This window comes from Pseudomonas corrugata, from assembly GCF_050920615.1.
GTDB classification, from domain to species: domain Bacteria; phylum Pseudomonadota; class Gammaproteobacteria; order Pseudomonadales; family Pseudomonadaceae; genus Aquipseudomonas; species Aquipseudomonas corrugata.
The window spans coordinates 2,807,719-2,831,350 of record NZ_CP130434.1; the positions used below are offsets into that span (position 1 = coordinate 2,807,719).

At 61.7% G+C, this 23,632-nt stretch carries 17 protein-coding genes; 13 read left to right on the top strand and 4 right to left on the bottom strand.

The window, feature by feature from the left end; genetic code table 11:
• Positions 1 to 32: 32 nt before the first annotated feature.
• The 3 genes from QZH45_RS12905 to QZH45_RS12915 form a co-directional block, all read right to left on the bottom strand.
• The gene (locus QZH45_RS12905; protein WP_055135421.1) at positions 33 to 959 is read right to left on the bottom strand and encodes a sugar ABC transporter substrate-binding protein; all 927 of its coding nucleotides are present in this window, start codon (positions 957 to 959) and stop codon (positions 33 to 35) included.
• 84 nt (positions 960 to 1,043) lie between these two features.
• On the bottom strand, positions 1,044 to 1,835 hold the full coding sequence (locus QZH45_RS12910; RefSeq protein WP_055135420.1) for a TIM barrel protein: 792 nt from the start codon (positions 1,833 to 1,835) through the stop codon (positions 1,044 to 1,046).
• On the bottom strand, positions 1,832 to 2,854 hold the full coding sequence (locus tag QZH45_RS12915; protein WP_053193745.1) for a Gfo/Idh/MocA family oxidoreductase: 1,023 nt from the start codon (positions 2,852 to 2,854) through the stop codon (positions 1,832 to 1,834). The genes QZH45_RS12910 and QZH45_RS12915 overlap by 4 nt, the downstream gene beginning before the upstream one ends.
• 186 nt (positions 2,855 to 3,040) lie before the next feature.
• Here QZH45_RS12915 and QZH45_RS12920 point away from each other — a divergent pair, with 186 nt between their 5' ends.
• From QZH45_RS12920 to QZH45_RS12930, 3 genes are all read left to right on the top strand, one after another.
• The gene (locus QZH45_RS12920) at positions 3,041 to 5,038 is read left to right on the top strand and encodes a sigma-54 interaction domain-containing protein (protein WP_055135419.1); all 1,998 of its coding nucleotides are present in this window, start codon (positions 3,041 to 3,043) and stop codon (positions 5,036 to 5,038) included.
• A gap of 113 nt (positions 5,039 to 5,151) precedes the next feature.
• On the top strand, positions 5,152 to 5,460 hold the full coding sequence (locus tag QZH45_RS12925; RefSeq protein ID WP_069018532.1) for a hypothetical protein: 309 nt from the start codon (positions 5,152 to 5,154) through the stop codon (positions 5,458 to 5,460).
• A gap of 226 nt (positions 5,461 to 5,686) precedes the next feature.
• A complete protein-coding gene (locus QZH45_RS12930; protein WP_055135418.1) occupies positions 5,687 to 7,009 on the top strand; it encodes an NAD(P)/FAD-dependent oxidoreductase in 1,323 nt (440 codons plus the stop codon).
• A 32-nt stretch (positions 7,010 to 7,041) separates the two neighbouring features.
• Here the strand turns inward: QZH45_RS12930 and QZH45_RS12935 are convergent, their stop codons facing one another.
• The gene (locus tag QZH45_RS12935) at positions 7,042 to 7,932 is read right to left on the bottom strand and encodes a LysR substrate-binding domain-containing protein (protein ID WP_053193735.1); all 891 of its coding nucleotides are present in this window, start codon (positions 7,930 to 7,932) and stop codon (positions 7,042 to 7,044) included.
• A 104-nt stretch (positions 7,933 to 8,036) separates the two neighbouring features.
• On the opposite strand from QZH45_RS12935, the gene QZH45_RS12940 reads away from it, so the two are divergent.
• From QZH45_RS12940 to QZH45_RS12985, 10 genes are all read left to right on the top strand, one after another.
• Positions 8,037 to 8,462 (top strand): VOC family protein, encoded by a 426-nt coding sequence (locus QZH45_RS12940; RefSeq protein ID WP_024776315.1) that lies wholly within the window; start codon positions 8,037 to 8,039, stop codon positions 8,460 to 8,462.
• A gap of 136 nt (positions 8,463 to 8,598) precedes the next feature.
• Positions 8,599 to 9,936, top strand: a complete 1,338-nt coding sequence (gene bcsQ / locus QZH45_RS12945; protein WP_237140476.1) for a cellulose biosynthesis protein BcsQ — start codon at positions 8,599 to 8,601, stop codon at positions 9,934 to 9,936.
• Positions 9,933 to 12,155, top strand: a complete 2,223-nt coding sequence (gene bcsA / locus QZH45_RS12950; RefSeq protein WP_081036518.1) for a UDP-forming cellulose synthase catalytic subunit — start codon at positions 9,933 to 9,935, stop codon at positions 12,153 to 12,155. The genes bcsQ and bcsA overlap by 4 nt, the downstream gene beginning before the upstream one ends.
• On the top strand, positions 12,152 to 14,407 hold the full coding sequence (gene bcsB, locus QZH45_RS12955; RefSeq protein WP_055135416.1) for a cellulose biosynthesis cyclic di-GMP-binding regulatory protein BcsB: 2,256 nt from the start codon (positions 12,152 to 12,154) through the stop codon (positions 14,405 to 14,407). The genes bcsA and bcsB overlap by 4 nt, the downstream gene beginning before the upstream one ends.
• Before the next feature lie 16 nt (positions 14,408 to 14,423).
• Positions 14,424 to 15,650 carry a cellulose synthase complex periplasmic endoglucanase BcsZ gene (gene bcsZ, locus QZH45_RS12960; protein ID WP_055135415.1) on the top strand — a complete coding sequence of 409 codons (1,227 nt, stop codon included), beginning with the start codon at positions 14,424 to 14,426 and terminating at the stop codon, positions 15,648 to 15,650.
• A complete protein-coding gene (locus QZH45_RS12965; protein ID WP_055135414.1) occupies positions 15,626 to 19,549 on the top strand; it encodes a cellulose synthase subunit BcsC-related outer membrane protein in 3,924 nt (1,307 codons plus the stop codon). Before bcsZ ends, QZH45_RS12965 begins: the two co-directional genes overlap by 25 nt.
• A 15-nt stretch (positions 19,550 to 19,564) precedes the next feature.
• Entirely contained in the window at positions 19,565 to 20,233 is a 669-nt protein-coding gene (locus QZH45_RS12970) for an SGNH/GDSL hydrolase family protein (protein ID WP_024776309.1), read from the top strand.
• Entirely contained in the window at positions 20,230 to 20,898 is a 669-nt protein-coding gene (locus QZH45_RS12975; RefSeq protein WP_055135413.1) for an alginate O-acetyltransferase AlgF, read from the top strand. Before QZH45_RS12970 ends, QZH45_RS12975 begins: the two co-directional genes overlap by 4 nt.
• Before the next feature lie 18 nt (positions 20,899 to 20,916).
• Positions 20,917 to 22,332: an MBOAT family O-acyltransferase gene (locus QZH45_RS12980; RefSeq protein WP_024776307.1), complete on the top strand. Its 1,416-nt coding sequence runs from the start codon at positions 20,917 to 20,919 to the stop codon at positions 22,330 to 22,332.
• On the top strand, positions 22,332 to 23,492 hold the full coding sequence (locus QZH45_RS12985; protein ID WP_024776306.1) for an alginate O-acetyltransferase AlgX-related protein: 1,161 nt from the start codon (positions 22,332 to 22,334) through the stop codon (positions 23,490 to 23,492). Before QZH45_RS12980 ends, QZH45_RS12985 begins: the two co-directional genes overlap by 1 nt.
• Positions 23,493 to 23,632: the final 140 nt, after the last annotated feature.

Consider the following 23,632-nt stretch of genomic DNA (forward strand, 5'->3'; position numbering starts at 1 on the left):
GGACAGCGGCGTTGACCTCCAGTCTTTCGCGCTTACTTGTAGTGTTGCTCAAACATCGCGACCTGTTCCGGCTTGATCAACTGGAAGGGGACCCACACTTCCGCCTCGACCGGCTCGCCCTTGATCATTTTGACGGCCGCTTGCAGCGCAGCGGTCGCCTGGGCCTTGGGGTCCTGGAACACCGAGGCGACCAGCATTCCGCGCTTGATCGCCGCCAGACCATCGGGCAGGCCGTCGATGCCGACAATCGCAATCTCGCCCTTGCCTTTTCCCGCCTGTTGCAAGGCCATGGCCGCGCCGATGGCCATCTCGTCGTTGTTGGCGACAATGGCGTCAAAAGAGGTGCCTGCCAACAGCCAGTTGCTGGTCAGGTCCATCCCTTTGGCCCGCTGCCACTCGGCGCTTTGCTGTTCGACGATCTTGATCCCGGGGTAATCCTTGAGCACCTGTTTGACCCCTTCGGTGCGGTCGTGCGTAGCGTTTTGCGCCAGGTCGCCCATGATGATCGCGAGGGTGCCTTTGCCGTTCAGCTTTTCCGCCAGGTAACGCATTTGCAACTGGCCGGCCTCGATGTCATTGGACGCAACGGTGACCACGCCCTTGGGCAGTACGCGCTCGTCCGGATGACGGTTGACATAGACCAGCGGTACCTTCGCATCGACCGCGGCGCGAGTCATGTTGGTGGTGGCGGCGGTGTCCACGGGCAGGACGATGACCGCATCCACTTTCTGGTTGATGAAGCCCTGGATCTGATTGAGTTGTCGCACGACATCGCCCTGGGCATCCTCGAACTGGATCTGGACGTTGTCTTTCCTGGCGGCGTCTTCCAGGCCGCTACGCACATAGGTCATGAAGTTGTCGTCCACCCTGGCGATGCTGACGCCGATGCGATAATCGGCGTTGGCCCATTGGCTGAAGGCGAATAGCAAAGTGGCAAGAAGCAATGTGCAGCGACGCATGGTGAGATTCCTTTTGTTGTTATGAGTCGATCAGGTGTGAAGGTTGTCGGCGCACCTCGATTCATGCCCAAGGGCGCCACCGCTTCATCGATCCAGACTAAACGCTTGCCGGAAGCGTTGAAGTGCCGCCTCGCTGTCGCCGCTGGCCCAGCCCTCTAGGCCGACAACACCCGTGTATCCCATCTCGAACAAGGCTTTGGCAATGGCCGGGTAATGGATTTCGCCGGTCCCCGGTTCCATGCGCCCAGGAACGTCGGCGACCTGGATCTCACCGATGGCACTGCCGGCTCGCTGGATCAGTTCGATCAGGTTTCCTTCGCCGATCTGCGCATGATAAAGGTCCAGGTTCAGCTTCAGATGAGGGCTGCCCACGGCCTCGATCAGCGCCAGGGTGTCATCGGCGCGAGCGAACGGCGTGCCGGGGTGGTCCACCTCGGTGTTGAGGTTCTCCAGAAGGAACACCCGGCCCGCGTCTTCACCCAGGCGCGCGATTTTTTCCAGGGTCTTGCACGCGTTCAACCACATGCGGCCGGTGGTGAGTTCCACCGGTTTGACCGGCAAGCCTTTGTCGTCCAGGCCCGTACCGTGAAGGTTGAGGCTCGGGCAATTCAACCGAGCAGCGACGGCCAGGGATTCCCGTGCGCTGTCGAGCAGATGCTGGATGTCCTCGGGATCGGTCAGGTTACCCGCGATGTAGCCGGTCATTGAGGTGAAGTCAGCCCCGGTGTCGACCAGGGCGGCAATGTCTTTTTTCGTCCAGTCCCAGATTTCGGCGCTGAAGCCCAGTGCGTGAATCCGTTTGACTCGTTCGGTGAACGGCAGGTCGAGGAAGACCATCTCGGCGCTGATCGCCAGTTTGAACGGAGTGAAGCTCATGGGCGGCCTCCTTGTAAGCGCACCGGCCGGCCCTGCTGGAACGACTCGATACAGGCGCGGGCAATGGCCAGGGCAGCGCGGGCGTCTTCACCACTGGCAAGGGGTTTCGCGCCGCTGCGCAGGCACTCGACAAAATGGTTGAGCTCGGCCACGTAGGCATCCCGTAGCAGGTCGGTGTCCAGGCGCTGTGTGTCGGCCTGGATGCCATCGGCCAGATAGCGAACCAGGTCGGAGTCATTGACGGCACCCATGGTCAACATGCCGGCGCTGCCGAACACTTCGCCCCGGACATCGTAGCCATACACCGCCTGAAAATTCGCCTCGGCGGTGGCGAGGGCACCGTTGTCGAAACGCAGGGTCACCATGGCGGTGTCGAGGAAACCCTTGTCCTTGAACTCCGGCGCGATCAGGGCATCGGCCATCACGAAGACTTCGACGACCTCGGCCCCAGGATTGAGGTAACGCAAGGTGTCGAAGTCGTGGATCAGGGTTTCGAGGAAGATCACCCACTGCGGCGAGTTGGCCGGATTGTTCAGCGCCGGGTCGCGGGTCAGCGAGCGCAGCAGTTGCGGGGTGCCGATGCGGCCGGCGACCACGTCCAGGTGCGCGGTGCGAAAACTCTTGGCGAAGCGGCGGTTGAAGCCGACCTGCAAGGTGACCCGGGCATCGGCGGCAGCGGCGATGGCGCGGTCCGCTTCGTCGAGGGTGATCGCCATGGGTTTTTCACAGAACACACTTTTGCCAGCGCGGGCTGCGCTGATGACCAGCTCGGCGTGGCTGCGGGCCGGAGCGGCAATCAGTACGCAGTCGATCTCGGGGTCGTCGAGCAATTGCTGTGGGTCGGTGTAGACCCGCTCCACCCCCAACTGTGCCGCCAGGCGGGCGGCTTGGCCCGGTGTCGGGTCGGCGATGGCAGCCAGGCAGGCGCCGGGAATGTGTCGGGCTGCCGTCAGGCCGTGAAAGCTGCCCATGCGGCCGGCGCCAATGAGACCGAGGCGGATGATTTTGGATGTGTTCATGAAACTGACTTCCCTTTTTTTGTTATCAGCAGGACTGTTTTTGCTGTAAGGAGGAGGGAGCAAGGCCTGTGCCAATGTTTAACTTATTGATAATTAAAGAGTTATTTATAGGTTGGTGAAATAAGTGTTAATTCTGATGACATGCTTATACTGCACATGTCCAAAAAATGAACATTGGAGAAGCCCGTGATTCCGGCGCCCATTGCTGTCAGCGAGCAAGACCTCGACTACATCGCGTCACTCGGTCCGGCGTCGTTGAGTGACGGACCGATTGGCGCTTTGGAGCAAGCCTGGCTGGCGTGCCTGGACGGACGTATCGATCGTCCTTCCGGGGTCCGGCAGGTGATCTGGAACTCCTGGTTGCGTAGCGTCGACGCCGGTATCGACCACGAGGACGGCGCGTATCGTTTTGTCGATCCTGCCGACCTGGCCGCAACGCTGGCCGCCCATCGCGTGATGATCGCGGTGGCGGCCGAGGTCATGGGCGGGTTGCTGGCCTACAACCCCAGGGGCCATATCAACCTGACCGACGCCGAAGGGACCACTCTGTATTTCTGCGGCAGCGATCTCACCCCGGTGGGCAGCCGCTTGCTGGAGTCGGTGCAGGGCACCAACTGTACGGGGCTGGCACTGGCCGAAGACCGGCTGGTCTATGTGCTGGCCGAAGAAAACTTCGGTGTCGGCTTGCGCAAGCGGCGCATGCATTGCGCCGCCGCACCGATTCGCGATGCCCGGGGACGGACCCTGGCGATCCTGACCCTGACCGCCGAGCCGGGCTGGTTTCACTTCCACACGTTGGGCACCGTGCAAGCCGCGGCCGAAGCCGTATCACGGCAAATGGCGCTGCAGGCCTTGCTGGAAGAACAACAGACGATGCTTGAAGTGCTCAACGAAGGCCTGGTCGTGCTGGACGACCGTGGCTGCATCAGGGCCATCAACGGTTATGCACGACAGTTGTTTCGCGTCGGGCGCGATTTGCTGGGCCAGCCGTTCCAGCGCTTGGGCCAGAGTGAGCTGACCGATGAGATCCTGCTGCTTGGCGGGGAAGGGCTGCGGGATCTGGATTGCACCTTCGAACTGCATGATCGCAGTCACCTGGCCTGCCTGGTGTCGGTGTGTTCACTGGAGCAGGGCGGGCGCATCGTTTCGCTGCGGGAAAACCGGCGCATCCGCGAAATCACCCGGCGGATCATCGGCACCCAGGCCAGCTACACCTTCGACACCATCCAGGGCAGCTCCCGGGCCATCCAGGACGCGTTGCACCTTGGACGAATCGCCAGTCGCAGCGACTCCACCACGTTGATCCTCGGCGAAAGCGGTACCGGCAAGGAGCTGTTCGCCCAGGCGATCCACAACGCCAGTGAGCGTCGCAGTGGCCCATTCGTGGCGGTCAATTGCGGGGCGATCCCACGAGATCTGGTGCAGAGCGAATTGTTCGGGCATGTCGAGGGGGCCTTCACCGGTTCGGCTCGTGGCGGATCCGCCGGCAAGTTCGAGTTGGCCGATGGCGGCACAATCTTTCTCGACGAAATCGGTGATATGTCGTTCGGGGCCCAGGTCAGCCTGTTGCGGGTCTTGCAGGAAGGCGAAGTCACTCGCGTGGGGGCGAAGAAATCCCAGCGAGTGAACGTGCGCATCATCGCTGCCACCCACCGCAACCTGAACCAAGCGGTGGCTGACGGCGCGTTTCGCGAGGATCTTTACTATCGGCTCAACGTACTGAATCTGACGGTCCCGCCGCTGCGCATGCGCCGGGAGGACGTACCGTTGCTGGCGCACCATTTCCTCTCCCGTTGCGCTCGCTCACTGCGCAAATCGGTGCGCGGCATCTCGCCCCAGGCGCTGGACGTGCTGTCGGCCTACCACTGGCCAGGCAACGTGCGTGAGCTGGAAAACATCATCGAGCGTGCGACCAACCTGGCGGTCAGCGAACAGCTGCAGCCGGATGATCTACCGCTTGAAATCAGGCAGGGCCTGCGGCCGTCATCGCCAGGGAATATGCCTGAGCGACCAGCAGCCCTGGGCCTCGACGCCCATGAAATGAACGCGATTGTCGCCGCCCTCGAGGCCACCCGGGGCAACATCCGCCTGACTGCCCAGCAACTGAACGTTTCCCGGGGTGGGCTGTACAACAAGATGAGTCGGTACGGGTTGAGGGCGGAAACGTTTCGTTCAGGGAGGTAATGCATTCACTTAAGACTTGCCCGGTCCATTGTGGCGAGGGGATTCATCCCCGCTGGGCTGCGCAGCGGCCCTTAAGCCCATCGACTCGGTATATCAGGCGGATGGAGTCGCTTGTGTTGGGGCTGCTGTGCAGCCCAGCGGGGATGAATCCCCTCGCCACAGGTTCATCTACTTCCTTAGGTGAGCAGCATCGCGCAACGCAAGGGCGCGACATCACAATCAAGACGGTGCTGTGCCCCGACGCCTACCAGGCGCTGATGGCGGGCGATCGGGCGCGGCATGACGGGATTCTCCTGGAAGCGGCCACCGGGGTTTCCGACGAGGTGGATGTGCTGGTGCTCGCCCAGGCATCGCTGGCGCATCTGCGCGACCTGCTCGCGGCAGAGTTGAAATGCCCGGTGTGGCAAGCCCGCCGTTATTGATGGGGGAAATCGCCCGGCGTTGTGCCGAATGTACCGATAAGGTGAACACCTGGGAGGCCGTGGCAGATTGTGCTGCGCACGCCTCCAAAACAAGTTTTTCTGCGATTTAATGCGATAAAAACGAGACAGCTCTGCAGGCGGTGCATGGCGTAATGATCACCATCAGGTTGTTGGAAAAACGGCCTGCTGCCCGGCTTGATAACCCCATCCAGATGAGACTCTTGGCATGTCACCCTCGATAAAACGCATCCCCAGCGATGAAAAGCTTCCTTCCCATGCTGATGTGGTGATCATTGGCGGCGGGATCATCGGCGCGACTGCCGCCTATTTCCTGGCAAAACGGGGACTCTCGGTGGCGCTGGTCGAGAAGGGCTATGTCGGCGGCGAACAGTCGAGCCGCAACTGGGGCTGGTGCCGCCAGCAGAATCGCGACGCACGCGAGCTGCCTCTCTCTGGTATCGCCTTGCGGCTGTGGGATGAACTCACGGCGCAGATTGGCACCGATCTCGGATTTCGCCGCTGCGGCCTCAAGTACGCGACCGACGATGCCAAGCAGCTCGCCGAATGGGAAGCATGGCTGGATATCGCGCGTCAGTTCGACATCAAGACGCGGATACTGAGCCCCGGGGAGGCGACGTCCGCGATTCCGGCTGTCGGTCGGCAATGGCTGGGAGGTGTGCATTCCGTCGATGACGGCAAGGCTGAACCGGCTATCGCAGCGCCGGGGATCGCCGAGGGCGCGCGTGCCCTTGGCGCCAGCATCCACCAGGACTGCGCCGCCTACGGTCTGGATATCACCAATGGCGCGGTGACGGGGGTGATCACCGAAAAAGGCCTCATTCGCACCCAGGCCGTCCTCTGTGCCGCCGGCGCCTGGGCCTCGGCGTTCTGTCGACGACACGGGTTGAATTTTCCCCAGGCGAGCGTGCGCCAGACTGCGCTGCGTACGCGCCCGGCGCCGAACCTCGGGGATGCGATCTACACGCCGGATTTCGCGCTCACTCGCCGTCTGGATGGCAGTTATACGATCGCCATCAGTGGCAAGGCCCGGCTTGATATCACGCCCCAGGGACTGCGCCATGGGAAGGCTTTTCTGCCGATGTTCATCAAGCGGCTGGCCGCCATGGAGTTCGGCATCGGCAAGGCTTTCATCCATGGCCCCGAAGGGCTGGCTGGCTGGAGCGCGGACAAACCCCTGGCATTCGAGCGCAACCGTGTACTCGATCCCGAGGCCAGGCCCGAGGCTGTTGCCGAGATCCTGAAGCGGGTCAGGACGCGCTTCCCGGCCCTGGCGAGCATTGAAGTGGCTGAAACCTGGGGAGGCTACGTGGACTTCACGCCCGATGCCGTGCCGGTGATCTCTGCCGTGGAGGGGCTGTCAGGTTTCGTCCTTGCGGCTGGCTGTTCCGGGCATGGGTTCGGCCTGGGACCGGGGATCGGCTATCTGGCCGCTGAGCTGGTCGCCAACGATACCCCCTGTGTCGATCCCAAGCCCTACCGTCTCTCGCGCTTGACCGATGGTTCGAAAATGAACGTGGGCGCGATCTGACCCCTGACGGCCACTCGATTCGAGTGGCTTTTTCAGGGCCGAGGGGGTTCGGAGCCGCCCTTTACTTGATCGCTTATAAGCTGGGCCAGGATCTGCACCGGTTCGGTCAAGGTCTGTCGAGGTCGATGCACCAATCCGATTTCACGATGGAACGTATGGGTTCCGAGATCGAGTGCGCGTATGCCCGCCGGCCATTCCCGATGGGACACGGTCTGTGGCACGAGGGCCACGCCTACGCCATTTTCCACCAGCCTGATGATGGCCTCCAGTTCATCCAGCTCACAGACTTCACGCAGGGTGAAATGCATCTGCCGCAGGAAACGATCGACCTGCCTGCCACCAAAGGACGAACGGTCGTACCGAACGAAGGGGTGGCTGGAGAGCAGTTCCGACCAGTCTCCTCCCGGGACATCACGGGGCACGATCAGGCGATAGGGCTCCAGCGCCAAGGTGGTCCAGCGCAGATCACTCTGGAGAGAGAAGGGCGGGCGAATGATCACCGCCATGTCGATTTCGCCGGCATCCACAAGGTTGACCAGCTCCATCGACAAGCCCGGGATGACCCGCGTCCGGCACTCTGGGCATTGTTGGTGGAACCGGGCCAGCGCGTCGGGCAAGTAGGAGCGCTGGACGGATGCGATGGCGCCGATATTCACCAGGGTGCTGGCCGGCAGTCCCACGGTGGCGGAGCCCAGGTTGTCGTAAAGGCGAAGCAGCTCTTGTGCCTGCAGCAGGATCTGGTGGCCCATCCGGTTGAGGTGGGCCGAACGGCCTTTCCTGTCGAAAATCTCGAAGCCCAGCTCTGCCTCCAGACGCTGGATCTGGGCACTGACCGCTGCCTGGGTGAGGCCGATCCTGTTTCCCGCAGCGGCGAACGTACCTTCCCGGGCCACGGCGACAAGTGTCTTGAGTTCTTTGATCATTAACAAATATTAATTGTGCTTTTGAAAAATTTATATTGATTTTTATTGATGAATTTCCGGCTTACGCTCCATCTTCATCCACAGATATCAATATTGGAGTGCTGATGAGTCTTTCGCCTTTCCACCTCGCTATTCCTGTCTACGATTTGGCAGCCGCACGATCCTTTTATGGCGAAGTCTTTGGCCTGGAAGAGGGGCGTTCCAGTGCCCAGTGGGTCGACTTCAACTTTTATGGTCACCAACTGGTCATTCACTCGCATCCCAAAACGGCTTCGCAAGTGGAGGTTCACAGCAATCCGGTCGACGGACACGACGTTCCCGTTCCGCATTTCGGCGTCATCCTGGGTTGGGAAGAATGGGAGGCGCTGGCCGAACGCTTGAAGTCCTTCGGTATCGAGTTCGTGATCGAACCGTATATCCGTTTCAAAGGGCAGGTGGGCGAGCAGGCCACCATGTTCCTGTTCGATCCATGCGGTAACGCCTTGGAGTTCAAAGCTTTCAAGGATATGAGCCAAGTCTTCGCCAAATAACCATCGCAGTGGCACAACAGCGTTGTGCCACTTGAGTTTGCGCAACGCAAAGTCCCCTGCGGTCGCCAGGCGCGATGAATTGAGCCTGCAAAAAAACTGTCGCCAAAAATTTGGCGACCGCCCGTCTTGACATTGATTGGATCCAATAAAAACGCTTGTTGTCTCCAAAAAGTTGACGATATCATTTGGCCATGCGAATGCAGTCGTTTGCCGTTATACGAGCCCGAATGCTTCTTACCCTCGCCGTGAAGGGCTTATGAATCGGACAAATGATATTGATAACCTGATGAGCAGGTTCGGAGAGAGTGCGGCCAGCTATATCGAGATGGAGAATTCCTTTAATTACAAGGAATTGCCCGAGCCTCCGGTAGCTGCTGCAGCTGCCATTCCCGTGGGCACGGAAAATTCGACAGTGGCTGTTCCACCTCAGCCGGTCGAGAACTCGGACCTTCAGCCTGCCACAGTGGCGACGACAGTTCATCCGCTGGACCGACGAGTCGAGCCGGTGCTGGATGATTTGCTTGAGAGCGCATCGGTCGACGATTCGCTCTGCGAACCTGTTTCAGTCCCCGCCAGTGCGTGTTCCTTGCGTTCCCTGTTGGCTGAGGTTGCGCTCGAGCGCATGGCCGAGGCGCGTGCGCAGAATGAGGAAGCGTTACGCCGGTCGATCCCGAATGGCTCTGCGGCGGTCACCCCGGCTCGGGTCATCGCGGTGGTGTCGCCAAAAGGTGGCGTGGGCAAAAGTACGCTCTGTGCGGCGCTGGCGGGCGCGCTGGGTGCCAAGGGAAGCAGGCTGGCCATCGATCTGGATCCGCAGAACGCTTTGCAATACCACCTGGGTGTCAGTCCGGATGTCGCAGGCATGGCCAGCGCCAGCCTGACCGGCGAGTGCTGGAGCGGCTTGCTGCTCGATGGCATTGGCGGAACGCGCGTTTTGCCTTTTGGCCCGGTCTCCGGGCAGGAGCGTCGCGCGCTCGAGCGTTTCCTTGAGGATGACGCCCATTGGTTGGCGCGGCAGTTGGCGCGCATGGACCTGGCGGCTGATGATGTGGTGATTCTCGACACCCCCCCTGGCCGCACCCTGTATCTGGAACAGGTGCTCGATGTCGCCGATCAGGTGATCGTCGTCATCACGCCGGACCCGGCTTCGTTCATGACGCTGGGCCCGATCGATCGATTGCTCGAAGGCCGTACCCATCAGACCAGGCGTCGTGACTGTCACTATGTCGTCAACCAGTTCGATGCCTCGCGCACGTTCTGCCAGGACATGCTGGAAGTGCTCAAGCGCCGTTTCGGCAAACAACTGGTCGGTGTCCTGCCGCTCGATCACGCCATCAGCGAAGGGCTCGCCTTTGGCGTCAACCCATTGCTGGAAGACGAAGACTCGTCTGCACGGCAGGCAGTCCTGGCCATTGCCGATGCGCTGAAATCACCTGTCCGGACCTCTGCATTGGCGGGTAGTCGCGCATCATGAGCCAGTCCAACGAGCAACATGAAGTTCCCGGCCGCCTGCAACACTGGGCCCAAACGCTGGCCGACGGGTTCGAGAGCCTTTCCCGTGGGGTGCGTCGCACCGTGCAGATCGGTGTCCTGCTGATCTCGATTCTATTGGCGCTGTTCATTATCACGGTGCCTTTCGACCTCCAATCACAGTGCTATTTCGCAGCAGGCTGTTTTGTCGCCGCGCTGATACTGCGCAAACAATCCGGCCGGTTCCCGGTGGTGCTGTTGATCGGTCTGTCGCTGACGGCTTCGCTGCGCTACATGTACTGGCGGATCACATCGACCCTGGGCTTCGACGACTGGCTCGACATACTGTTCGGCTATGGCTTGCTGGCGGCGGAACTCTATGCGCTGGTCGTACTGATCTTCGGTTACCTGCAAACCGCCTGGCCACTGCGGCGCCAACCGGTGTTGATGAGCGCGCCGCCTTCCGAATGGCCGGTGGTGGACGTGTTCATTCCGACGTACAACGAAGCGCTGGATATCGTGAAGGTGACGATCTTCGCCGCCCAGGCGATCGACTGGCCGAAGGACAAACTGCGTGTACACGTGCTCGACGACGGGCGGCGTGAAGATTTCCGGATCTTCTGCGACAGCATTGGCGTGAATTATCTGGCCCGTGACAACAATCGTCATGCCAAGGCCGGCAACCTCAATGAAGCACTGAAAGTCACGGAGGGAGAGTTCGTCGCGTTCTTCGACGCCGACCACGTGCCAACCCGTTCTTTCCTGCAAATCTGCGTCGGCTGGTTCCTCAAGGATCCAAAACTGGCAATGCTGCAGACGCCGCACTTCTTCTTTTCGCCGGACCCGTTCGAGAAGAACCTCAACACGTTCCGCTCCGTCCCGAACGAAGGCGAGCTGTTCTATGGCCTGGTCCAGGACGGCAACGACTTGTGGAACGCGACGTTCTTCTGCGGTTCCTGCGCCGTGATGCGCCGTACCGCGCTGATGGAAGTGGGGGGCGTCGCGGTGGAAACCGTGACCGAGGATGCTCACACCGCGCTGAAGATGAACCGTGCCGGCTACAACACCGCCTACCTGGCTATTCCGCAGGCCGCAGGCCTGGCTACCGAAAGTCTTTCGCGCCATATCAGCCAGCGTATCCGCTGGGCACGCGGCATGGCGCAGATCTTCCGCACCGACAATCCGTTGATGGGACGCGGTCTGAAGCTGGGGCAGCGGCTGTGCTACCTCAACGCCATGTTGCACTTCTTCTATGGTCTGCCGCGTCTCGCATTCCTGACGGCACCCCTGGCCTATCTGTTTTTCGGCGCGCAGATTTTCCATGCCTCGGCGTTGATGATCACCGCTTACGTGTTGCCGCACATCCTGCATGCCAGCCTGACCAACTCACGGATCCAGGGCCGTTTCCGGCACTCGTTCTGGAACGAGGTCTACGAGACGGTACTGGCCTGGTACATCATGGGGCCGGTGCTCATGGCCCTGGTGAACCCCAGGTTTGGCGGTTTCAACGTGACCGACAAGGGCGGGATCATCGATCGCAAGTTTTTCGAGTGGAAACTGGCGCGTCCCTACATTGTGCTGTTGACCCTCAACGTCGCGGGCATTGCCTTCGGGCTCTGGCAGTTGTGCCAGGGCGAGGAGGGCGCGATGACCACGATCCTCATCAACATGGCGTGGACGCTCTACAACGTCATCATTACCAGTGCATCGGTGGCCGTGGCCAGTGAAACGCGCCAGGTACGCAGCGAGCCGCGTGTCGCCGCCGAACTGCCGGTGCGCATTGAGCTGGCGGATGGACGCACGTTCGACGGCATCACCCAGGACTTCTCCCAGAAGGGCCTCGGTTTCCGTCTGCCGGATGGCGTTGACATCGCCCAGGGCGAACGCCTGCGCATGACGTTGTTCCGCAACCAGCAGGCCAGTGTGTTCCCGGGGACCGTGATGTTCAGTCGCGGCGGTCTCCTGGGGGCTCAGTTCGATCCGCTGAGCCTGCGTCAGCAAAGTGAACTGGTGCGCCTGACCTTCTCGCGCGCGGACACCTGGGCGTCGACCTGGGGTGGTCGGCAGGTGGACACCCCCTTGGCTGCATTGCGCGACGTCGCCTTCATCGGCATGGGGGGGATCTACGAATTGTTCAAGGCCACCCTCGCTGAGTTGCAAAAATTCCTCTCTGCCCGCCGGCCGTCTTCCCAACCACTCGAAAACCTCATGGACAAGCAATGAACGTGAAGCATTCCTCAGGCGTAGGCCAACGCGAAAACAGGCGCTCGCTGGTCATTCTGGCTTCAACGTTGCTGGCTTTGAGTGGTGGCGCGGCTTTCGCCGATACCGCGCCGGCGGACACTAGCGATGGCTACACCCTGACCCTCAAGCAGTTGGGGCGTGCCTATCCGATGAACCTGCATGGCGTCGAAGCGACCGATAGCGTCAACTTTGACGTGCGGGCCGATCAGGTTGTGACCGGTGCGCATCTGACGCTGCAATACAGCTATTCACCGGCGCTGCTGCCCGATCTGTCCCAGATCAATATCATGGTCAACGACGAAGTGGCGGCGAGTGTGCCGCTGCCCAAGGAGAACGCCGGCACGCTGCAAAAGCAAACGGTGGAGATTCCCCCGCAGTTGATCACCGAGTTCAATCGCCTGAGCGTGCAGTTCATCGGCCACTACACCATGAGCTGTGAGGATCCTCAGCACTCAAGCCTGTGGGCCAAGGTCAGCAATGACTCTTCGTTGCAGATCCAGACTTCGCCGCTGGCATTGCCGAACGATCTTTCGCTGATGCCCGTGCCGTTCTTTGATCGGCGCGATGCCCGCCTCCTGGATCTGCCGATCATCTTCAGCGCCGCGCCGGACAACGGCACCCTCGAGGCCGCGGGCGTGCTGTCGTCCTGGTTCGGTGCCCTGGCGAGCTATCGCGGGGCAACCTTCCGGGCCCAGCTCAATACGCTGCCCGCCCAGGGCAACGGTGTGATTGTGCTCAGCGGCGATGCACCTGCACAGGTGGGGGAATTGTCGATTCCTGCGCCAAAGGGGCCGACGCTGAGCATCCTGACCAACCCGAACGACGCCAACGGCAAGTTGCTGGTGGTGTCGGGTCGCAACAGCGAAGAGCTCAAGCTGGCCGCCATCGCGTTATCGGTCGGTGGCCAGGCGCTGTCGGGCAGCACCGTGGTCATCAACCAGCTCGATGTAATCAAGCCGCGCAAGCCTTACGATGCACCGAACTGGCTGCCCACCGACCGCCCGGTCAAGTTGGGTGAGCTGATTGCGAGCAAGCAACTGAACGTTTCCGGGTACAACCCGGGCGACATTACCGTACCGCTGAACTTCCCGCCGGATCTGTTCAACTGGCACCAGGATGGCGCGCCGCTGAACCTCAGGTATCGCTATACGCCGCAGCCCAAATCAGTCAATTCATCCTTCATCGTCAGCTTCAACGATGGCCTGATCAAGTCTGAAACCCTGCCTTCGCTCGAACGTCTGGACAAGAGCCTGTTGAGCGCGATCAAGGACGAGGCCCTGGTGCGTGACATGCGCGTGTTGCTGCCGCTCAATTCCGTTGCACTGAAGTCGCGGCTGCAATTGCGCTATATGTACGATTACATCAAGGAGGGTGAGTGCCGCGACATCATCATCGACAATATGCGCGGCAGCATCGACCCTGAGTCGACGCTGGACCTGACCGATTACGACCATTTCATGGCCATGCCCAACCTGGGGGTGTTCAAGGACGCCGGCTTCCCGTTCACGCGCATGGCCGACCTGTCCCAGACCGCGGTGGTGCTGCCGGACAACGCCGGGATGGGTGACGTCAGCGCTTACCTGAGCGTGCTGGGCCGCTTCGGTGAGTCCACCGGTTATCCCGCCACCGGTGTAACGGTCATCCAGGCGGCACAGGCCCCGGCCTTTGCCGACAAGGACCTGCTGGTGATGGCATCCGGCGCGAACCAGCCTTTGCTGACCCAGTGGGCGGATCGTCTGCCGGCGGCCGGTACCGGCCAGCAGCAACGTTTCGAAGTGTCTGATCTGACCCTGCGCGTACGGGACTGGCTCAGTTCCGATCCTGAAGCGAACCTGCGCAAAAGCCGTCTGGCCATGGCGTTTTCCGGCGGCCGGCCAAACACCTACCTGACCGGTTTCGAATCGCCGCTCAAGAATGGCCGCAGTGTCGTGGTCATTGCCGGGGGGGATGCCGTCGGTCTGGCCCAGGCGACTGAGGCATTGAGCCGTACGGACCAGGACGCCGGTGCCATTCAGGGCAGCCTGGTAGTCATCCGTGGCAAGACCATCGAGCCGCTGGTGTCTGACGAGCAGTATTTCGTCGGCAGCCTGTCGCCGTTCAAGTACGTGCAGTGGCTGATGTCGCGCCATGTGGGCTTGACGTTACTGATGACGGCACTGGGTGTTCTGTTGCTGAGCGGCCTGGCCTATCTGGGGCTGCGTTCCAAAGCCAGGAAGCGACTGAGTGTCTGAGCGTGAGACCGTATCGATGAACGTGCGTCGCGTTCTGTCCTGCGGTTGGCTGCGCAGTACTGCCTGCGCCATGCTGGCCTCTCTCGTGTCATTGACGTGCCTGCCGTCGTTCGCAACGGAATCGGCCTGTGGCGCCCGGGATTGGCCTTTGTGGGAATCCTGGGCCACTCGCTACGTCCAGGACGATGGCCGGATGTTGTCTTCCAGCATGGAGGCCAACCACAGCACCTCGGAAGGGCAGTCCTACGGCATGCTCTTCGCGTTGATCGGTAACGATCAGGCGCGCTTCGAGCACCTGTGGGCGTGGACCCGCGCCAATCTGCTCGGCTCGGACCCCGCGGCCCGCCTGCCTGGTTGGCTGTGGGGGCAGGGCAAGGACGGGCGCTGGCAGCTTCAGGATGCTAACTCGGCGTCCGATGCCGACCTGTGGATCGTCTACTCGCTGCTCGAAGCCGCGCGGCTGTGGCAGCGTCCCGAGTACCGTGTCGATGCGCTGCAGTTGCTCAAGACCATTGAATCGAAGCTGGTCGTCACGTTGCCGGGCCTCGGCAAAATGCTGCTGCCGGGCCCCGAAGGTTTTGTCCAGCCAGACCATCTGTGGCGCCTGAATCCGAGCTATCTGCCTCGGCCGTTGCTCCTGCGCCTGGCCAAAGAGCAACCGAAGGGGCCATGGAAAGAAATTGCGGACAACACCGTCAAGCTGATCCGCAGTGCCAGCCCCAGGGGCTATATCGCGGATTGGGTGGGCTATCGGGGGACTTCCGCGCAGTCCGGGCTGTTCGTGATCGATCCGATCAAGGGCGGATTGGGCAGTTACGACGCGATCCGCGTTTACCTGTGGGCGGGGATGACACCCAAGACCGATTCAGCTTATCCAAAACTTCTGGAAGTGCTGGATGGCATGCTCCAAAGCACCGCGTCTAGCGGTCTCCCGCCAGAAAAAGCCCAGGTGGTTTCCGGTGCAGTCGATGGCACGGGGCCGTTCGGTTATTCGGCGGCGCTGGTGCCGTATTTCATCGCCAAGGGCCACCCCTGGTTGGCCGAGCAACAGCAACGTCGCGCTCAGGACAGTATTGCTGCGGCGTTCGCTAAAGGCAGCGACCAAGGTGCCGATCCTCTCTATTACAACGTCATGCTAAGCCTGTTCGGGTTGGGTTGGGCAGAGAAGCGTTACCAGTTCCGTGATGACGGAACGCTCACTTTGTCCTGGGAGACGTCATGCGCCCGCGCCGCTCTACGCTAGCTGTTGCAGTTTTTACCGCGCTGATTGCCTCCGGTGTTCATGCCGAAGGCACGGACATCCAGGCTCAATTGGTTGAACAGGGTCAGTACTGGCAAGCCCGTTCGAATGCGTCGCGCTCCGCCGAAATCTGGCAAAAGGTCCTGCGCCTCGATCCGAATCAGGTCGATGCCCTCTATGGCATGGGATTGATCGGCGTCAAGCAGAACAAACCGCAACAGGCCCAGGAATATCTGGCGCGCCTGCAAGCACTGTCGCCGCAGCCCTGGTTGGCTCGCCAACTGGAGCAGGACATTGCGCTGGCCAAGCCGGACAACAAGACGCGCCTGGATGAGGCCCGTCGACTGGTCGACGCAGGTGAGCGCGACAAGGCGACCGAGATGTTTCGCCGGATGTTCAATGGCCTGACCCCTGAAGGCACCGTCGGGCGTGAGTACTACAACAACCTGGCCTTCAATGCCGACGGTTGGGCCGAAGCGCGCAAGGGCATGGAGCGCCTGCTGCGTGAGACTCCCGATGACGCGATCCTGGCACTGTTCTATGGCAAGCAACTGATTCGTCACGAAGACAGCCGTGCCGAAGGCGCCCGCGTGCTCGCCAGACTGACCAAGCGCGTGGAAATTGCCGGCGATGCCGATGAAAGCTGGCGCCTGGCGCTGGTCTGGATCGGCCCGCCGAATGCTGCCCAGGTGCCGCTGTTCGAAGAGTTCCTGAAGGTTCACCCGGACGATCAGGAAATCCGTGACCAGATGAACAAGGGGCGGCAAAAAGCGGCCACCAACGCAGGTTCCACCTGGCAGCAGGATCCCTTGGTGGCGAGCGGGTTGCACGCCTTGGAGATGGGCGATCAGGTCGGCGCTGAGAAGGCGTTCCAGGCGCGCCTCAAGGTGCGACCGGATGATAGCGATGCCCTGGGCGGGCTGGGTGTGGTCCGTCAGCAACAGGGGCGTTTCTCGGAAGCCGAGCAACTGCTGACCCGTGCGATCAACACCGGTGGCACCCGCTGGAAAACCGCACTGAACGGTGTCCGCTATTGGGCGCTGTTGCAACAGGGTCGCGAACTGCAGGCCAAAGGGCAGACCGCCAAGGCAACCGAGGCCGTCGCCCAGGCCATGCGCTTGAACCCCAATGGCGTCGACGCTCGTCTTACCCTGGCCGACATCCAGGCCCAGGCCGGCCAGTTCGACAGCGCAGCCACCAGCTACCGTCAGGTACTGGCGAGCCAGCCTGGCAACCCACAGGCCATACGTGGCCTGGTCAATGTGTTGTCGCAAACCGGGCAGGCCGATGAGGCCTTGAGCCTGCTGGACAGCCTGCCTGCCGCTGAACAGGCCAAGCTCGGCGACACCGGCCAGTTGCGTGCTTTGCGCTCCACCCAGATGGCTGGTGTGGCCGAGCAGCGTGGTGATATCCGCGGAGCCCAGAGCGCGCTGGCCGACGCAGTGAACAGCGACCCGGACAACGTCTGGACGCGCTTCAGCCTCGCGCGCCTGTACCTGAAAACCGGCGAATCGAAAAAGGCCCGAGATCTGATCGACGCCTTTCTCAAAAACCACCCGAACAACGTCGATGCGCTGTATACCAGCGCCTTGCTGTCGGTGGAAATGGAGCAGTGGAAAGACGCCCAGGCCACCGTCAACCGGATTCCTGTCGACCGCCGCACCGCTGACATGAACGATCTGGCGGATCGGATCACCTTGACCACGCAGATCAATCTGGCGGCGGCCATGGCCAAACGCGGGCAGCGTCAGGAGGCCCTGGCCTTGCTGGATCGCTTGCAACCGATGGCCGCTCGCAGCCCTGAGCGCACGGCAACGCTGGCTTCGGCCTATGTCGATGCCGGGGATGTCGAGCAGGCGCTGTCAATGATGCGTTCGTTGTTGGCACAAGGCAGCGCGCCGTCGGCCGACCTGATGTTGCAATACGCATCCTTGCTGCTCAAGACGGGGGACGATGCCCAGGTCAACTCCATCCTGAACAGCTTGCAGAACCAGCCGTTGAGCGTCGCGACCCGCAAGCGTTATGACGATGTGTTGTACCTGTACCGTATCCGTCAGGCTGACCGGTTGCGCGAGGGTGGTGACCTGGCCGCGGCCTACGACACGTTGGCGCCGGCGTTGGCCCAGCGTCCGGGTGATGTCGCCGCCACTTCGGCCCTGGCCAGGATGTACACCGCCAACGGTGACAACGCCAAGGCATTCGACCTTTACAAGCCTCTGCTCAAGCGCAACCCGAACGACCCGTTGGTATTGTTGAACGCGGCCGATGCTGCTGTGCTCGCCCACGACAACAGCTATGCGGAAAATGCGTTGCAACAGTTCATGGCGTTGCAGGACTACGATCCGCAATCATTGACTGAGGTCGCGCGCATCTACCGGGCGATGGGCAACAGTGGCAAGGCGACTGACGTGCTGCGTAAAGCGGTAGCCATCGAGCAGACCGAGAAGCAACGCAGCCTGGCCGCCCAGCCTGGCGCGATGAGCGTGGCGGCGAACCCATTCGCTGGCGGAGCGGGGCAGCGTCGGCAGGTTTTGCGTGGCCCGGCGTCGGCCATTCCACCGCCGGCGGAGACCATTCTCAACGGCGGTGTCATGCTCGCCAGTGCCGATGGCGTGCCTGCCGATGCCTACCCAGGCCAGCCGCGAAACAGCGGTCAAGCGGCCTCCGTGCGGGGGGGCGCGGTCGCCCAGAGCAATCCCTTCAATGCACAGTCGCAACCTCGAACGGTACTGACCGTCGTCGATTCGACAAGCTCCGCCCAGCGCGCGCTCAATGGAATTCTTCAGGAGCGCAGCGGTTACGTTGCCCAAGGGGTGAGCGTTCGCAGCAACAACAGCGAATCGGGCCTGAGCAAACTGACTGACGTTGAAACGCCGTTCGAAGTGAACGTGCCGGCCGGCGACAACCGCATCGCCGTGCGCATTACCCCCGTAGCGCTCACTGCCGGCAGTGTGAAGGGTGAGGCCGCCAGTCGTTTCGGCAGCGGCTCGAGCACAACCTCCGGTATCGGTTCACAACGCGCCGAGGGCGTCGGCCTTGGGGTAGCGTACGAGCGTCCCGATGAAGGCATCAAGGCCGATGTCGGCACCACGCCGATCGGTTTCAAGTACACAACGGCGGTGGGGGGCGTGAGTGTCGATCGCCCATTGGATAGCAACGCCAACGTTCGTTATCGGGTCGTGGCTTCCCGTCGCGCGATCACCGACAGCCTGACGTCGTTTGCAGGCACCACCGACAAGCGTCCTGGCGGTGGATCGTGGGGCGGGGTCACCGCCAATGGTGTGCGTGGCGAACTGAGCTACGACGACTCGCAGGTAGGTGCATACGGTTATGGCTCGGTGCACGAACTGCTGGGCCACAATGTCGAGTCCAACACCCGGGGTGAGCTGGGCGGTGGTGTCTACTGGTATCTGGACAACACGCAGGACCACTCGCTTACCGTTGGCCTGAGCGCCACTGCGCTGGGCTACGAAAACAACCAGGACTTCTTCACGTATGGGCATGGCGGCTACTTCAGCCCACAGAGCTATTTCGCCCTGGGCGTGCCGGTGACCTGGCAACAGCGCACCGATCGCTTTACCTATCAGGTCAAGAGTTCGGTGGGCATCCAGCACTTCCAGCAGGATGGCGCCGATTTCTTCCCGAACGACAGTGACCGCCAGGCGGCCAACGACTCGCGCTACTCAGGACAGAGCAAAACCGGCGTGGGTTACAGCCTGGCGGCAGCCGGCGAGTACAAGTTCGGTTCGCGCTTCTTCCTTGGTGCAACGATCGGCATGGATAACGCCAGTGACTATCAGCAATTCAATGGTGGCCTGTATGCGCGCTACATGTTCGAGGACATGACGGGCAGCCCGATGGCGCTACCGGTCAGCCCTTACCGCTCACCTTATTCGAACTGACTCCCGGAGATATCTATGCCTGCCTCTGCCCTTGCCGGCCTGACCCTTCTGGTGCTCGGCGAAAGCCATATGAGCCTTGCGGACCACCTGATGGAGCCGCTCAACGCCGATCTCACCCGCCAGGGAGCGATCGTTCATTCCATCGGCGCCTGTGGCGCCAGCGCCGGTGACTGGTTGATCACCAAGAAAGTCGATTGTGGCGCCGAGCAAAAAGGCACCGCCAAGATCGAGATCAAGGGCCGTGATGCGACCACCACGCCTATCGCCGAGCTGATCGCCAAGGACAAGCCCGACCTGGTCGTACTGGTCATCGGCGATACCATGGCGTCCTACGACAAACCGGCGTTTCCCAAGGCCTGGGCCTGGCAGAGCGTGACCAGCCTGACCAAGGCCATCGCCGCCACCGGCACCAAATGTGCCTGGGTCGGCCCGGCGTGGGGCAAGGCGGGCGGCATGTACCAGAAAAATGATCCGCGTACCCAACTGATGTCGCAATTCCTGGCCAGTAACGTTGCGCCTTGCACCTATATCGATTCGCTGACCTTCTCCAAGCCGGGCCAATGGGTCACCACCGACGGCCAGCATTTCACGGTCGCAGGTTACAAGGCCTGGGGCAGTGCAATCGGCAATGCACTGGGCAAGCTGCCGCCTGAAGCGCTGAGCAACAAAGGGGCGAAGAAATGAAAACCGCCAAGGTCTTGAGTGCTGCCGGGCTACTGCTGTCGAGCTTGAGCGTGGTGGCGGCGGACATCCCGTTGTACCCGACCGGTCCAGCCGAAGATGCCGCGTTCATTCGCTTCGTCAACGGCGGCTCAGAGCCGATGCAGGTCATAGCCCAGGAAGGCCAACCGCCGCTGACCCTGGACGCGGCGCAGCCTGCGTCGCTGTTTTTCCCGGTCACGGCCAGCAGCGCCATCAAGGGCACCCTGGTCAGCGGCCAGCAGCGCCTGGCGCTGGACGTCAAAGCCGAGCCCGGCGAGTTCGCGACGGTGGTCGCGCTTCCGGATAGCAAGGGGCTCAGGCAAGTGACCGTGCATGACATCCCGGACGACTTCAACGGCCTCAAGGCCTCGCTGGGCTTCTTCAACCTGGACAGCAGTTGCGTCGATGCCAGTCTGCGCCCCGCAGGTCGCACCGCCGATCTGTTCAAAGGCGTAGCCGAAGGCAACCTGCAACGTCGCTCGATCAACCCGGTGAAGCTGTCCGTGCAACTGGTCTGCGCCAATGCCAATGTCGGCCCGGCGCTGGACCTGGGTGAGCTGAAGGCGGGCGAGCGCTACAGCGTATTGCTGTTGCCGACCGCCACCGGACCCCGACTCCTGGTCGCCACGGACACGTTGTCCCACTGATCGGATTGCGCTGTCGCCATGGTTTTCGCCTCGCTCGAGTTCCTGACGCTTTTCCTGCCTGCCTTCCTGTTGATCTACGCCCTGGTTCCCCACGGCTGGCGCAACCGGGTGCTGCTGGCGGGCAGCTGGCTGTTCTACGGCTGGCTGAGCCCGCTGTTCCTGTCGTTGCACGTCGTGCTGACCATCGTTGCCTGGGTCGGCGGCCTGCTGGTCGACCGTTCCCGCGAGGACTCCCGTGGGCGCTTGCGGCTGCTGATCGCGTTGATCGTGTTCAATACCGCTGTGCTGTGCTGGTACAAATACGCGAACATCCTCGCCGGCACATGGAGCGATCTGATGGCCCACTATGGCGCCATGCCGCTTGAGTGGCAGAAGGTTGCGTTGCCGGCCGGTCTGTCGTTTATCGTGTTGCAGGCGATTTCCTACCTGGTGGACGTGCATCGCCACACGGTTCCGGTGGAGCGCAGTTTCATCAACTACGCCACCTACATTTCCATGTTCGGCCACTCGATTGCCGGTCCGATTATTCGTTATGACTGGGTCCGCCGTGAGCTGGTGGAGCGCTGGTTCAACTGGCAGAACTTCGCCCTGGGGGCACGCCGCTTCATGGTCGGCATGTGCATGAAGGTGTTGGTGGCCGACACCCTGTCGCCGTTGGTGGACGTGGCCTTCCATCTGGAAAACCCCTCATTCGTGGACGCATGGATTGGTTGCCTGGCGTACTCGCTGCAGTTGTTCTTCGACTTTGCCGGGTACAGCGCCATGGCGATCGGCCTGGGGCTGATGCTGGGCTTTCACTTCCCGGAAAACTTCAACCGGCCGTACCTTGCCAGCAGCATCCAGGATTTCTGGCGGCGTTGGCACTTGTCGCTCTCCAGTTGGTTGCGCGATTACCTGTACATCGGCCTGGGCGGTAACCGTCACGGCGTCTGGAAAACCTATCGCAACCTGTTCCTGACCATGGCCATTGCCGGACTGTGGCATGGCGGCGATAGTTGGAACTACTTGCTGTGGGGTTCGGCCCATGGCGTGGCGTTGTGTGTCGACCGGGCGTGGTCGCGCTCAAGCCTGCCTGCTGTCCCGCGTGTATTGGCGCATGTGCTGACGCTATTGTTCGTGTGCCTGGCGTGGACACTGTTCCGTGCCCCGGATTTCCATTCGGCCATGACCCTGTACGCCGGGCAGTTCGGCCTGCACGGGTTTGCCCTCGGCGATGCGCTGGCGGTGACGTTGCGGCCGGTGCAGGGCCTGGCGGCGGTGCTGGGCGTGGTGTGCGTGATCCTGCCGATCTGGCAGGTACGTTTTGAAAGACGAATGGCGGGCAATGCGTTGTATGCATTGGCTGTCGCCTTTTGGCCCGTAGCCGGTTTCCTGCTGTCGTTCGCTCTGATCGCCAGCCGTGAAGCCGTGCCTTTCCTGTACTTTCAATTCTGATGACGACGCCAAAGAAGTCTCCACCCAGCGCACCACCGCCCCCCAGCGACCTGGTCACCCGAACCAGCAAAGTCTGCGGCTACTCACTGATCGGCTTGCTCGGTGTCGGCTTGATTTCCTGTGGCTGGCTGCTGGTCAGCGGCAAGGTGCAAATGCTGCCGCCCAACCTGACCCGCGATGCGGCGATGCATGGCGACGTCACCCACCGTATCGCCAAGCAGCTGTCCAACGCCTGGTTTCCCGAACAGGCCGCTAATCTGGAGCGCGGCGCCAGTTGGCTGCTGTTCCATGACACCGGGCCCCGGGTTCGTCCGGGCTGTCAGGGCTGGCTGTTTCTGACCGATGAGATGCGCATCAACCACCACGCCCGGGCCAACGCCGAGGCCAAGGCGCAGGCAGTGATCGACGTACAACGACGGCTGAGCCAACGTGGCATTCAATTGCTCGTGGCGGTGGTGCCGGACAAGAGCCGTATTGCTGCCGAGCAGTTGTGTGGCCTGGATCGCCCGGCCGAACTGGCCCGGCGGGCAGAGGAGTGGACCACCACACTGAACCAGGCGGGAGTATCGGCGCTGAACCTTGCGCCGACACTGCAGCCGTTGGGCGCATCGGCTTACCTGCGTACCGACACACACTGGAGCGAGATCGGCTCCAACGCGGCGGCCCGGGCGATTGCGCACCAGGTACAGGCGATGGGCATTCACGCCACGCCACAAAAGACCTTTGTAACCCTCACCAACCCGGCGGCCTTGCGTGCAGGTGACCTCGTGCACCTGGCCGGCATCGACTGGCTGCCGCTGAGCTGGCAACCCACGGTGGAAACCGTCGCGGCCACCCAAGTCAGCGAGCAGCCGCAAGCTGCCCAGGACGGCGGCGACAACCTCGATGATCTGTTTGGCGACGAAGGCCTGCCCAATGTCGCGCTGATTGGCACCTCGTTCTCGCGCAATTCCAACTTCGTGGGTTTTCTCGAACTGGCACTGGGAGCACCGGTGGGAAGCTTCGCCAAGGACGGTGGCGAATTCTCCGGTGGCGCCAATCAGTACTTCAGCAACCCGGCTTTTCGGGATACGCCCCCCAAGCTGCTGATCTGGGAGATTCCCGAGCGTGATCTGCAGACGCCGTATGAGGCTATAGGGATGTTGAGCGAGAAGGAGTGAGCGGGGTGATGATGACTTTGTTTCGGGTTCAAAGGGCAGTGACGACGGGCGGGGTTTGAACTGGGCGCCGTGACCGGATCTGAAACGTCGCCAGCCCGACGGTAGCTCAACGAGATACGGGCAGGTTCAATTCGTTCGCA